The organism is Citrobacter sp. B72, assembly GCF_016894305.1.
GTDB lineage: Bacteria > Pseudomonadota > Gammaproteobacteria > Enterobacterales > Enterobacteriaceae > Citrobacter > Citrobacter portucalensis.
Genome location: NZ_CP069801.1, coordinates 2,038,205 through 2,050,401, shown reverse-complemented (window position 1 = coordinate 2,050,401; position 12,197 = coordinate 2,038,205). Strand labels below are relative to the sequence as shown.

General features: G+C 49.7%; 16 protein-coding genes and 3 tRNA genes. 5 read left to right on the top strand and 14 right to left on the bottom strand.

Annotation, left to right across the window (positions count from 1 at the left end):
- Positions 1 to 79: 79 nt before the first annotated feature.
- A complete protein-coding gene (gene ftnA, locus JQN59_RS09795) occupies positions 80 to 577 on the top strand; it encodes a non-heme ferritin (RefSeq protein WP_003034588.1) in 498 nt (165 codons plus the stop codon).
- 45 nt (positions 578 to 622) lie between these two features.
- Here the strand turns inward: ftnA and JQN59_RS09790 are convergent, their stop codons facing one another.
- Complete coding sequence (locus JQN59_RS09790; RefSeq protein ID WP_048224238.1) at positions 623 to 862, bottom strand: YecH family metal-binding protein; 240 nt, start codon at positions 860 to 862, stop codon at positions 623 to 625.
- Positions 863 to 1,087: 225 nt separating this feature from the next.
- Here JQN59_RS09790 and tyrP point away from each other — a divergent pair, with 225 nt between their 5' ends.
- Positions 1,088 to 2,299 carry a tyrosine transporter TyrP gene (tyrP, locus tag JQN59_RS09785; RefSeq protein WP_003833907.1) on the top strand — a complete coding sequence of 404 codons (1,212 nt, stop codon included), beginning with the start codon at positions 1,088 to 1,090 and terminating at the stop codon, positions 2,297 to 2,299.
- Between the two features lie 26 nt (positions 2,300 to 2,325).
- Here tyrP and JQN59_RS09780 read toward each other — a convergent pair whose 3' ends face one another.
- The 6 genes from JQN59_RS09780 to JQN59_RS09755 form a co-directional block, all read right to left on the bottom strand.
- Positions 2,326 to 2,991, bottom strand: a complete 666-nt coding sequence (locus JQN59_RS09780) for a YecA/YgfB family protein (RefSeq protein WP_003034581.1) — start codon at positions 2,989 to 2,991, stop codon at positions 2,326 to 2,328.
- Positions 2,992 to 3,200: 209 nt separating this feature from the next.
- Complete coding sequence (locus JQN59_RS09775) at positions 3,201 to 3,482, bottom strand: heavy-metal-associated domain-containing protein (RefSeq protein WP_003833910.1); 282 nt, start codon at positions 3,480 to 3,482, stop codon at positions 3,201 to 3,203.
- On the bottom strand, positions 3,479 to 3,835 hold the full coding sequence (locus JQN59_RS09770; protein ID WP_003833912.1) for a mercuric transporter MerT family protein: 357 nt from the start codon (positions 3,833 to 3,835) through the stop codon (positions 3,479 to 3,481). The genes JQN59_RS09775 and JQN59_RS09770 overlap by 4 nt, the downstream gene beginning before the upstream one ends.
- Positions 3,813 to 4,955 carry a transglutaminase-like domain-containing protein gene (locus JQN59_RS09765; RefSeq protein ID WP_149607408.1) on the bottom strand — a complete coding sequence of 381 codons (1,143 nt, stop codon included), beginning with the start codon at positions 4,953 to 4,955 and terminating at the stop codon, positions 3,813 to 3,815. Before JQN59_RS09765 ends, JQN59_RS09770 begins: the two co-directional genes overlap by 23 nt.
- A 208-nt stretch (positions 4,956 to 5,163) precedes the next feature.
- Positions 5,164 to 5,634 (bottom strand): SRPBCC family protein, encoded by a 471-nt coding sequence (locus JQN59_RS09760; RefSeq protein WP_003833916.1) that lies wholly within the window; start codon positions 5,632 to 5,634, stop codon positions 5,164 to 5,166.
- A gap of 13 nt (positions 5,635 to 5,647) precedes the next feature.
- On the bottom strand, positions 5,648 to 6,337 hold the full coding sequence (locus JQN59_RS09755; RefSeq protein ID WP_149607407.1) for a LolA family protein: 690 nt from the start codon (positions 6,335 to 6,337) through the stop codon (positions 5,648 to 5,650).
- 204 nt (positions 6,338 to 6,541) lie between these two features.
- Here JQN59_RS09755 and JQN59_RS09750 point away from each other — a divergent pair, with 204 nt between their 5' ends.
- Positions 6,542 to 6,886, top strand: coding sequence for a hypothetical protein (locus tag JQN59_RS09750; protein ID WP_048235186.1), 345 nt, complete (start codon positions 6,542 to 6,544; stop codon positions 6,884 to 6,886).
- 156 nt (positions 6,887 to 7,042) lie between these two features.
- Here the strand turns inward: JQN59_RS09750 and JQN59_RS09745 are convergent.
- From JQN59_RS09745 to uvrY, 6 genes are all read right to left on the bottom strand, one after another.
- Positions 7,043 to 7,129, bottom strand: a tRNA-Leu gene (locus JQN59_RS09745).
- Positions 7,130 to 7,141: 12 nt separating this feature from the next.
- Positions 7,142 to 7,215: transfer RNA gene (locus tag JQN59_RS09740), tRNA-Cys, on the bottom strand.
- A 51-nt stretch (positions 7,216 to 7,266) separates the two neighbouring features.
- Positions 7,267 to 7,342, bottom strand: a tRNA-Gly gene (locus tag JQN59_RS09735).
- Between the two features lie 151 nt (positions 7,343 to 7,493).
- Positions 7,494 to 8,042, bottom strand: coding sequence for a CDP-diacylglycerol--glycerol-3-phosphate 3-phosphatidyltransferase (pgsA, locus tag JQN59_RS09730; RefSeq protein WP_003030490.1), 549 nt, complete (start codon positions 8,040 to 8,042; stop codon positions 7,494 to 7,496).
- Between the two features lie 55 nt (positions 8,043 to 8,097).
- Entirely contained in the window at positions 8,098 to 9,864 is a 1,767-nt protein-coding gene (gene uvrC / locus JQN59_RS09725) for an excinuclease ABC subunit UvrC (protein WP_442781403.1), read from the bottom strand.
- A gap of 59 nt (positions 9,865 to 9,923) precedes the next feature.
- Complete coding sequence (uvrY, locus tag JQN59_RS09720) at positions 9,924 to 10,580, bottom strand: UvrY/SirA/GacA family response regulator transcription factor (RefSeq protein WP_006684079.1); 657 nt, start codon at positions 10,578 to 10,580, stop codon at positions 9,924 to 9,926.
- A gap of 296 nt (positions 10,581 to 10,876) precedes the next feature.
- Here uvrY and JQN59_RS27240 point away from each other — a divergent pair, with 296 nt between their 5' ends.
- Both JQN59_RS27240 and JQN59_RS09715 read left to right on the top strand, forming a co-directional pair.
- Entirely contained in the window at positions 10,877 to 11,020 is a 144-nt protein-coding gene (locus tag JQN59_RS27240) for a hypothetical protein (protein ID WP_418219448.1), read from the top strand.
- Positions 11,021 to 11,039: 19 nt separating this feature from the next.
- Positions 11,040 to 11,264: a DUF2594 family protein gene (locus JQN59_RS09715; protein WP_003030482.1), complete on the top strand. Its 225-nt coding sequence runs from the start codon at positions 11,040 to 11,042 to the stop codon at positions 11,262 to 11,264.
- Between the two features lie 66 nt (positions 11,265 to 11,330).
- On the opposite strand, the gene sdiA is transcribed toward JQN59_RS09715, so the two are convergent.
- Complete coding sequence (gene sdiA, locus JQN59_RS09710; RefSeq protein ID WP_008785095.1) at positions 11,331 to 12,053, bottom strand: transcriptional regulator SdiA; 723 nt, start codon at positions 12,051 to 12,053, stop codon at positions 11,331 to 11,333.
- Positions 12,054 to 12,197 lie beyond the last annotated feature (144 nt).

The following is a 12,197-nucleotide window of genomic DNA, read 5'->3' as shown; positions in this document are numbered from 1 at the left end:
TTTTACCTTTTGCAAATAATTAAATAACAAATTATAGTGGCGCCACGTCAATATATAATAACGTTTGTGGAGCAGAACCATGCTGAAAACAGAAATGATCGACCAACTGAATGAGCAAATGAATCTTGAATTATATTCATCTCTGCTCTACCAACAGATGAGCGCGTGGTGCAGCTATCACAGCTTCGAAGGTGCCGCCGCGTTTTTGCGCCGTCACGCCCAGGAAGAGATGACGCACATGCAGCGTCTGTTCGACTACCTGACCGATACCGGCAGCTTGCCGCGTATTAATACCGTTTCTTCACCCTTTGCTGAATATGCTTCTCTGGATGAACTGTTCCGTGTTACTTACGAACACGAGCAGCTAATCACCCAGAAAATTAATGAGCTGGCACACGCGGCAATGACCCACCAGGATTATCCAACCTTTAATTTCCTGCAATGGTATGTTGCCGAGCAGCATGAAGAAGAGAAATTATTTAAATCTGTTATTGATAAGCTGTCGCTGGCAGGAAAAAGCGGCGAAGGTCTTTATTTCATCGATAAAGAACTGGCTACGCTTGATACACAGAATTAATATTTTAGGGTAATGAAGGCAACACGCCATCATTACCCCTTGAAATCAGTGACGGCAGATCTTGCTTTCGTGCGTAGAGAAGCCGTCTTCTTTTGCAATAAACTTTCCCTTCGCCGCTAAAAACGCCACTAACTCGCCTGCCGTCATATCCGCCGCAGAACAAGTGTGAAAACGCGCCTGCTCGCCGAAACGTGTCGTAATCGCCGCTTCAAGGCTGGCATTTGAATACTGCTCACCAGATTCAATCATCATGTTAAGCACTTCGTGACCGTGAATAGATTCCATATTACCTCCTTAATAAAGTCCGTAGCCTAATGTGAACCGCACATCGTCGCTTTGCGCTAACGCAGGTTTATCAGCAGATAAATGTCATTTGTTATACATCTTAACGGTCAAAAAATCGTAAACATTAATGTACAGTCATTGTAACGGTGATTTGACGAAAATAGCGTTTTGCCTTAATCTGCGCCGCAGATATAACCATTGATTATCTCTGGGACAGAGGAAAGCGTGAAAAACAGAACCCTGGGTAGTATTTTTATCGTGGCGGGAACCACGATTGGTGCCGGTATGTTGGCAATGCCGCTGGCTGCGGCAGGCGTGGGGTTTAGCGTCACGCTGGTATTGTTAGTCAGTCTTTGGGCGTTGATGTGCTACACCGCGCTGTTGCTGCTTGAAGTGTATCAACATGTCCCGGCAGACACCGGGCTGGGTACGCTGGCAAAACGTTATCTTGGTCGTTACGGACAATGGGTAACGGGCTTTAGCATGATGTTTTTAATGTATGCCCTGACGGCGGCGTACATCAGTGGTGCAGGTGAACTGCTGGCCTCCAGCATCAGCGACTGGACTGGAACAAATATATCTCCGACGACAGGCGTACTGCTGTTCACCTTTGTTGCCGGTGGCGTGGTTTGTGTTGGGACCTCGCTGGTCGATCTGTTCAACCGTCTGCTATTCAGTGCCAAGATAATCTTCCTGGTGGCGATGCTGGCTCTGTTAATGCCGCATATTCATAAAGTGAACCTGCTTACGCTACCGCTGCAACAGGGGTTGGCGCTCTCCGCAATCCCGGTCATCTTCACCTCGTTCGGTTTTCACGGCAGTGTTCCCAGTATCGTCAGCTATATGAACGGTAACATCCGTAAACTGCGTTGGGTGTTTATTACGGGTAGCGCTATTCCTCTGGTCGCCTATATCTTCTGGCAACTGGCGACGCTTGGTAGCATTAACTCGACAACGTTCATGGGGCTATTAGCCAACCACGCAGGCTTAAACGGCTTATTGCAGGCATTGCGTGAAGTCGTGGCTTCGCCGCACGTCGAACTGGCGGTGCATCTGTTCGCCGACCTCGCGCTGGCAACCTCTTTCCTCGGCGTTGCATTGGGATTATTTGACTACCTGGCCGACCTCTTCCAGCGCCGCAATACCGTAGCGGGAAGAATGCAAACCGGCGCGGTGACATTCCTGCCGCCGCTGGCATTCGCGCTGTTCTATCCGCGTGGTTTTGTCATGGCATTAGGGTATGCGGGCGTTGCCCTGGCGGTGCTGGCGCTGCTCATTCCCTCGATGCTGGCCTGGCAGAGCAGAAAACATAATCCGCAGGCCAACTACCGCGTAGCAGGCGGTGCTCCGGCGCTGGCGCTGGTATTTTTGTGCGGCATTGTGGTGATAGCAGTACAGTTTTCTATTGCAGCAGGATTACTACCAGAAGTGGGTTAAAACAAAGGGGCTTTCGCCCCTTTCTGTTAATGCAAACAGCACTGCTTATATTTCTTGCCGCTGCCACATGGGCAAGGGTCATTGCGCCCTACTTTGGCATCCACTTTCACCGGTACTTTGACCGGCGTTTCCTGAGGATGTGCCATCCAGTAAGCATGCAGGTCCAGCGCCGCCAGGCGGATGGCATCGACGCTCTCTTCAAACGCTTCCGGGGTCAGTTTCTCAACCACCGCAAAGTTCTCTTCCGTACCGTGCAGCGCAATAGCTTCAAGTGCTGGTTTTAACGTGTCCGGTAACGCGGACCAGTCTGACAGTGCGACGCCGCGCATATAACCAAAGCACCACTCTTCAACGATGGTCAGTTCATGCTCGTCAATTTCACGCAAACCAAACAGCGGCTCAAACTGCTCAGGGTATTCATCCAGACGATCGGCCGTATCCGCCATATGTTGAAACGCCAGGTTCATGAAACGCGTCATTTCTTTTTCGGAGGACCAGCGAGGGACATACTGCGCGCCGCCCCAAATTGCGACCAGCCACTGCTCTGGTTCAATTTCATACGGTGAACTCAGCACCGCCGTCAGCAAACCATCCAGTTCTGACACATCCAGAATAGCCTTGTCTGTATTGTACTTAGTCAGTACATCATCCAGCCATTCCAGTTCGCTCTCGTTTAATGGTCCCGTTTTCATAACGCTTTTCCTTAGTCAAAAAATCTTGCCTGTGATCATCCTACATGGCTGGAGGGATAACAGATAAAAATGGGCATATGCGGCATATAGCTGCCGCCTGTTCAGGTTAACAGGAAACGAGGGGAATTCCGGAAGTTAACGCACAAAAGAGAACACTAAGCCGCCGGGCATCATACCGGGAAAACACAATAAAACCACCCGAAGGTGGTTTACTGTTGTTCAATACGGTTGAGCGTTGCGGTATAGCCCGTTTTCGCTACCGCGTTAAGTAAAGTATCGGTTGGAAAACCTTCTGGCACAATCGCTTCTGCTTGTCGGGTTTTTAGGGAGGATTTTGCTTTAATCACACCGTCGGTTTCACGTAGAGCCTGATTGACCGAAATAACGCACAGCGAGCAGGTCATATTTTGTATATCCAGCACCACTTTTTGATTGGCCGCCTGAGCCCACAGCGGCAGCAACAAGCATGCAACTAATGTGAAGATTTTCATTCAAATACCTCATAAAACCAGGCAACGAGCGTTGGATAAAATAGCACCGGCAAAATCAACGCCAGCGCGCACCAGTAGAGAACGCGCGCTTGCTTCAACGTTAACCATCCGGAGCACCACAGCCGCCTGGAAAAATAGAGCCGCCAGAAGACGCGCAGTAATAAGCCCAATGACACCAGCATCAGGGGAATTCGCAAAAACTCAAACTGGGTGAAAACAGCAAAGCTCGCCGCCGAAATACCAAACAACAGATAGAGCAGCGGTCCAACGCAGCATAAGCCCGCGGTGACGGCAGCCGCAGCGGCCGTCAACAGGGTGAGTCCCGCCCCTTTAGCGTTGTTCTGTGGCGACATAGCTGTAGGAGAACGCTTTAGGATCGTAGAAATTGATCGGGTCGCCATCGGCTTCAGCGTAAGGATAGCCAAAGTTGTTCATGGCTCCCTGCTCCGTTGCCGGATACAGCTCGAAATCACGCCCGTAGTTAAATCCAACCCAGTTCATTTCCCAGTTACCAAACAGGTAAGTGTTTACCGCCTGGACATCGGCGTCCTGATGCGATTTTTTCTCTGCCAGACGCATTTTGGTCACATCAGCAGGATCGCACGGTAACCAGCCGTAACCGGCCAGATAGAATTCGGCGCGGCAATGTTGTCCGCCGCTCACATCGGCGACGCCTGCACTGTCTGCTTTGCCAAAAGCGCTTTTCGAGTAACGTTCGAGTTTATTGGCTTTGCCCAGACGGATGCCAAACAGTTCGCGTGCCGGAATGCCGCTGGCCCGTGCCAGAGCAACAAAAACGGAGCTCATGTCGGTGCATTTTCCTTTGAGCTTACCGCTTTTTAAGATCTCCGCCACATCCCCCGTGCCGCAGCCAATAACGTCATTATCGCGCTCCATATGGCTACTCACCCACTCGTAAATCAGGCGTGCTTTTTTCAGCGGATCCTGCTCATTACCGGTAATTTTACGCGCGGTTTCCAGAACAAGCCCATCAACTGGGGTATGTGTCGTCGGCAGCAGGTACGGTTTTACATCCAGCGGATAAATAATCTGCTCCGGCGCTTGCCAGGTTTTCAGCGCGTCCTGCTTCAGCGGCTCCCAGTCGGCGGTTTCAATGTCGATATCAACGTTAATCAACAGTTCGCCCTGCGAGTCAGGCCAGGTGGCGAACAGCGTTTTCGCGCCATAAGTATTATTAGTGGTAATGTACGCATGCTTGTAGTTTCCGCTAAAGGTAAGCGCCGTCATTTGTTGAAACGCGGTATCTACCGGAAGCGGGATCCACAGTTTTACCACGCCGTTCGACCCCTTAGGAGGGTTAAGTTTATACGTCTGGGATAACACAAAGCGCCGACGCGCGACTGGTGCAACGGATGGCTCAGCGGCATGAACCGTCTGGCTAATAACCGCAGGACCGACTAAACCGGCGGCGGAAAGGAGAACGCTATTTTTGAGAAATTGTCGACGTTGCATTGCTGTCTGTCCATGTTGTAAGAGTTAAGCTACGGCTAAGAAGGTAAAAACCGTATGCGATCATCACAGCAGACAGACGCTGACATAAAAAGGTGAGCCGATGGAGGTTATTCATCAATAACAGACCTGTTAACTGTGAATGAAATAAGAAACTGCGCGACAGATAGTAAGCCATAGACAGGCAAAAAGTACAGCCGTGAGGGCGAGTTCAGAAAATATAGACATTCGTTGCCAGCTTACGGGCTAGCCCTCTGGCCCCTTCGCGCATAACCATATCGTGATTCCAGCGAAATACAGGTGCCGCCAGCGGAGCCAGGTAATTCATCCAGCGGATCGTGGTACGCACATTCCAGTCATATCTGACGATGGTTTCTGCGCCACTGGCAGAAAAAGACCACACGCCTCGCCCTTCAACCGCCCCGCTGGCTTGCCCCTCAAGCAGCGAGCAGGGCAGAATATTCAACACGTTGATATCAAAGGTTAAGCGATAAGGAAGCGCTCCTTTCCAGGTATAACGATGCAGCGCCCCAATGCCCTGTATATCACCTTTTTTAATCTCAACGATGCGTTCCAGACTTTCCCACCATTCTGGCCACTGATCGGGATGAGAAAAAACATCCCATACCTCCTGAATTGAAGCCTCAACCCGCCAGACGGTGGAAAACCGATAGTTAGCCATAATACAGACTCCCTCAAGGCGAGAAGAAATTGGCGGGAAAACGGATGTTAATGACCATAGCATCCAGAAGCACGGTTTCTAATCGCTGCCCATCTGGCGCATAGCTGATCACTTTGGCAGGGAGTCCATGATAATTATCCAGCCAGACATCATAACGATGTACTCCATCAACCGCCATTGTTCCTGGCCCAACCACAGATACGCGCGTCGTCGCCCGTCCTGCAAGGTTTTCATTACCAACTGTGGTTGTTATCCCTTCGCGTTGCAGATGACGAATATTGCCCAACAACACGCCGATATCAGAACGATCCACCCGATGACCGCGCTCATCCTGGATCAATGAATTAGTAGGCGACAGGTGCAAAATGGGTAACGAACCCACACCAAATGGCCATAACGTCACTTTACCGCTGACAGGATTAAAAATAAGCACCGCACCTGAATGCGGTTGGGTAAAATCCATCCGCACGTACCCAGGCTTTTGAAAGCTATAGCGAATAATTTTGCTTTCATCGGATGGCGACGAGGAGCGCATCATGACCTGATAAGACGTCAGGTTATTAAATGACTGTTGAGAAAATGCGATGGGATCCGTAGCCCTGGCATTCTGCGAAAAGATATCCTTTTTTTCCACCGAATATGCTGCACCACTAAGGGTGAGCAATGCTGCGAACATAACTATCGGAAAAGATGAAATGCTCATAGCAGCCCCCTGAACCAGCACTGCCAGCAAAAAGAAGTAATCACCTGTTGGCTGTTTTTATTATAGTTCTTAACTGCGCGGCACTACTCTTCCGGACTTTTAAACACAGTATGGATAGCAGGTTTAAATTATTGGTTTTCTTTTCAGTTAAGATGACAACATAAAGCTATACTTTAATAGCCATGCTTTTTATAGGTATTAATCATGAAACTGCCATCGGTATTTTCATGCGCCGTTCTCATATTACTGCTGCTGGCGTCATCGTCTGCCACAGCCAGCGCGTTACAAAACCAGGCTGTTAGAGAGCAAGAGTTGAGCGAGGCACTTCGAGCTGGTAATGGCGTGATCATCATTGGCGGGACGGATGATTTCGCTTTCACGTTCAGGGCACGAAACCGAATCCACAGACAGCTGGCGATACAGGATGGCTTTGGCGATCCCATACTGATGAATGGTTTCCAGGACCACAACTATAATCCCGCCCGCGATGGGTTTATCAACAACCCTGCCCGAGGGGGCTTTATGTTTAACGCGCCGATTCGGCGATAGATTGATTAGCAATAGTGAGTATATAGAGGGCAGTTTACGTTTCTGGCAGGTTGCTTGACGCAAGGTATCTATGCTTGTAAAAAACAGGCACAAAAAAACCACCCGTAGGTGGTTTCACGACACTGCTTATTGCTTTGATTATTCTATTCTTTCCCATGGTACCCGGAGTGGGACTTGAACCCACACAGCGCGAACGCCGAGGGATTTTAAATCCCTTGTGTCTACCGATTCCACCATCCGGGCTCGGGAAGAAATTGGAGGCGCGTTCCGGAGTCGAACCGGACTAGACGGATTTGCAATCCGCTACATAACCGCTTTGCTAACGCGCCGAAATCTTCTGGCTTTACAGCCGACATCCGCTATTGCCGATGTCTTAAATTTGGAGCGGGAAACGAGACTCGAACTCGCGACCCCGACCTTGGCAAGGTCGTGCTCTACCAACTGAGCTATTCCCGCATCACCAAGTAACTTTGTTAATCACTTGATTTTGTTATCGTCTGGCAATCAGTGCCGCCGTTCGATGCGTTGCATTCTACTTACCTGACGCAATGAGTCAACGATATTTTTCACCACTGACGATCGTTTGCTGAAATTTGCGTCGAAACGATCACTGATCAAGCAAATCTCCACGTGCAGCGCTCAAATACTGGAACATTGACCACAAAGTCAGTATCGCGGCGACGAAGAAAAGTGCGATCCCAGCATACTCTACCCAGATATTTGGACGCCACAGCAGCCAGGCCAGTGCAGCCATTTGCGAAGTGGTTTTCACTTTACCGATCCAGGATACGGCTACGCTGCTGCGTTTACCCAGTTCGGCCATCCATTCACGCAGTGCAGAGATGATGATTTCACGCGCAATCATTGTTGCGGCAGGAAGCGTCACCCACCAGCTGTGGTAATGCTCTGTCACCAGGACCATCGCGATAGCCACCAGCACTTTATCAGCGACCGGATCGAGGAAGGCGCCAAAACGCGTGCTTTGGTTCCAGCGGCGCGCCAGAAAACCGTCAAACCAGTCAGTGACCGCTGCGATACAGAAGATCAGCGCACAAACAAAGGGAGCCCAGGTGAATGGCAGGTAAAAAGCCAATACAAAGAATGGGATCAGGATGACGCGAAACAGCGTGAGCAACGTAGGGATATTAAATTGCATATGACGGATAACTATCTGTTGTCAGTGAAATTACCCCTATGTTGCTACAGAGGGCCTAATGTTTCAACGAGTAGAAGATCTTTTCTGCCAGAGCTTGCGAAATACCCGGCACTTTTGCAATTTCTTCGATACTTGCGTTACGAAGACCTTGCAAACCTCCCATATATTTCAACAACATCTGGCGACGCTTTGGCCCGACACCTTCGATAGTCTCAAGCGTGCTGGTGCTTTTCACTTTCGTACGCTTTTTACGATGCCCGCTAATCGCATGATCGTGAGATTCATCGCGGATATGCTGGATAACGTGCAATGCAGGCGAATCCGGCGGCAGGCTAAAGCCCTCACCTTCCGGCTCAAAGAACAGCGTTTCCAGACCGGCTTTACGATCGGCCCCTTTTGCCACCCCCAGCAAGAGTGGGTGCTGTTTGTCCCAGGGAACGTCCAGCTCAGCAAAAACGGCTTTCGCCTGCCCTAACTGACCCTTACCGCCGTCGATCAATATGACGTCCGGAATCTTACTTTCTTCAATCGCCTTACCATAACGCCGACGCAAAACCTGATTCATCGCCGCATAATCATCACCCGGCGTAATGCCGGTAATGTTGTAGCGGCGATACTCTGCGCGCAGCGGGCCATTGGCATCAAAGACCACGCAGGAGGCTACCGTCTGCTCGCCCATCGTATGGCTGATGTCGAAGCACTCCATACGCTTCACCGCGGGTAACTTCAATACGGAGGCCAGCGCCGTCAGACGTTGCGTAATCGTCGACTGCTGAGAAAGTTTCGTGGTGAGTGCCACTGCCGCGTTGGTTCGCGCCAGCTTCAGATAACGCGCGCGATCCCCTCGCGGTTTTGTCTGCACGTTAATCTTCCGTCCGGCCAGTTCAGACAGAGAGTCTGCCAGCAGGGTTTTATCGCTAAGATTAAAATCGAGCAGGATCTCCCCGGGTAAGGTACGCATCTGGCTCCCCTGCAGATAAAACTGCCCGACAAAGGTTTCGACGACCTCGCCGAGTTCCGTGCCACCGGGTACTTTCGGGAAATAGCTGCGGCTGCCCAGCACTTTACCCTGGCGAATAAACAGAACGTGCACACAGGCCATACCGGCGTCAAACGCCACGCCAATGACGTCCAGATCGTCTCCGGTATTAGAGACAAACTGTTTTTCTGTCACGCGGCGTACGGCCTGGATTTGGTCACGAATGCGCGCAGCCTCTTCAAATTCGAGATTTTGGCTGGCCTTTTCCATGCGGGCGATCAACTGCGTTAATACCTGATCGTCTTTTCCGGACAGGAACAGACGAACATACTCGACCTGCTGAGCATACTCTTCCTCACTCACCAAACCCGCGACACACGGACCGAGACAGCGGCCAATCTGATATTGCAGACAAGGCCGAGAACGGTTGCGATAAACGCTGTTTTCGCACTGGCGGATAGGGAATATTTTCTGCAACAGCGCCAGCGTTTCACGCACCGCATAACCGTTAGGGAACGGTCCAAAGTACTCGCCTTTGGCATGCTTTGCCCCGCGATGCATCGCCAGACGCGGGTGCGTATCACCGCTAAGGAATATAAAAGGGTAGGATTTATCATCGCGCAGCAATACGTTATAGCGCGGCTGATACAGTTTGATGTAGTTGTGCTCAAGCAATAACGCTTCGGTTTCAGTGTGCGTTACCGTGACATCAATCTGCTGGATTTGCGCGACCAGCGCTTCGGTCTTGCGTGACGCAAGATTACTACGGAAGTAGCTGGAAAGCCTTTTTTTCAGGTCTTTCGCTTTCCCGACATAGATAACCGTCCCGGCGGTATCATACATACGATAGACGCCGGGCTGACTGGTCACGGTTTTCAGGAACGCTTTGGCATCAAACTCGGTCACTGGCTTGTTAATGTCTCCGCATTACACAGGCCATGGCGAATTGCCAGGTGAGTCAGCTCTACATCGCCGTGAATGTTTAATTTACTGAACATTCGATAGCGATAGCTGTTCACCGTTTTAGGACTAAGATTCAGCTGTTCTGAGATCTCATTGACCTTCTGACCTTTGGTGATCATCAGCATAATCTGCAACTCGCGTTCAGACAAACTGGCAAACGGGGTTTCCGTTTTCTCAGGCTCAATCTGGCTGAGCGCCATTTGCTGAGCGATATCGGAGGCAATATAACGCTGCCCGGAATAAACCGAACGAATCGCACTCACTACTTCCTGGGGGGCGGCGCCTTTGCTGAGATACCCTGCCGCACCTGCCTGCATAACTTTTGCAGGTAATGGGTTTTCGGTGTGTACCGTCAGCATGATCACTTTAATGTCTGCCGTGGAACGCGCAATTTTGCGGGTTGCTTCCAGACCGCCAATACCGGGCATATTCATATCCATCAGCACAACGTCAACGGAATTTGAGCGGCACCATTTTACCGCATCTTCACCGCAGCACGCTTCGCCGACAACTTTTATGCCTTTTATATCTTCCAGAATGCGTCGTATCCCTGCGCGCACCAGTTCGTGGTCATCAACAAGAAAAACGTTGATCAAAGGAATATCTCCAGAATAGGGATAACGCTACCGATAGTTAATCGGCCCTATGTTAACGGGTTTTATCTCAACTTTGAAATGTAAAAAACGCCCGACTTTCGATTTTGCTCTCGTTTTTGGAAATTAGATTGTACGACGAGTGGAAACTTTCAGTCCTGACAGCCTTCTGCCACGGTTATATCTGCATAGCTGTTTCAGAATAGTGACAAAAAATTCATATTCCCCCGCTGAATGCAAAATAGGCAGTCAAAGTTGTAACAATAATTAACGAGGAAAATACTCGAAATAAACAACATGTGGAGAAAATATATGCACTGCAACATGTTGTTTATTTTAATGTCCACAACATTGGTCCGCGCAAAAAACAACCACAGATATTTTTAGCCTCGCTTATGGTATACTCCGCCGCCTTAAGATTTGACATCGCACTTTTTCATTGAAACATAACGAGGAAAATAAATGAGTACGCCTGACTTTTCCACTGCTGAGAATAACCAGGAACTGGCCAACGAAGTCACCTGCCTGAAAGCCATGTTAACGCTGATGCTGCAGGCAATGGGTCAAGCCGATGCAGGCCGCGTGATTCTTAAAATGGAAAAACAGCTCGCGCTGATTGAAGATCAATCACAGGCGGCGGTATTTTCCAACACGGTTAAGCAAATTAAACAAGCTTACCGCCAGTAAAAAGAAACCGGCTGATAGCAATGCTCTCAGCCGGTTTTGCGTCTGACACTCAGAACGATAATTTACTCAGATAAGCCCGGTTGCCGCGGCATAACAGGCTATCTGCGTTTTGTTTGGTGCATTGAATTTCTTTTGCATATTCTTCTGATGGAAGTTCACGGTATTTTCAGAAATCGACAGAATGATGGCTATCTCTGAAGAGGTCTTCCCCTCCGCCGTCCATTTCAATATTTCCTTTTCCCGCTTGCTAAAGCGCATTTCTGGCGCCATAACCATGTCATCTTCCAGCCGCGTCAGTACAGACAGGCTTTCCCGTACCAGAAGCTGCATCCTGAGCTCCACTTCATCGCTCGCAAGGCGACTGTTACGGATACTTGCACGCGATACCGATAAAAAACCCAACGCCCGATTAGGCAACATTAAGCATTGCGTCATCCCTTTGCGTAAACCGTGATTGCGTGCGGCGTCCCACAAAGGTTGCGCATCGCGAAACAGAGTATCGTTCCAGGGTAAATGCCCCTGACTGAAGTTTTCAGGTTTCAGCACCGGATCAATGGCGAAATAATTTTCGGACTGATAATGCGCCACCCATGCTTTGGGATAGGTCGTATGAAGAGACGTTTTAGGTCGGGTAAAAGGTACCGGATGACGAACACAGAGCGCGTAAAAATCGAACTCTAAGTGCTGCGTCTGTTGTTGTAATTCCGTATAGACATCCTCTGCCGTCGCCATTTCCTGAAAGCGTAACAGCATGCTCCGTCGCCAGGTGAAGAAATCATGATCCTGCATACTAAGTGGTAATGCCCCTGAGATTGATAATCATCCAAACATATGAAACAAGCTAACACATAAATGTATTTTATATATGCAAATTATCGGACAAATGAAGAATTACTTGAGTATTACTCAACAGTGGAAGGAAGTAACAGATTC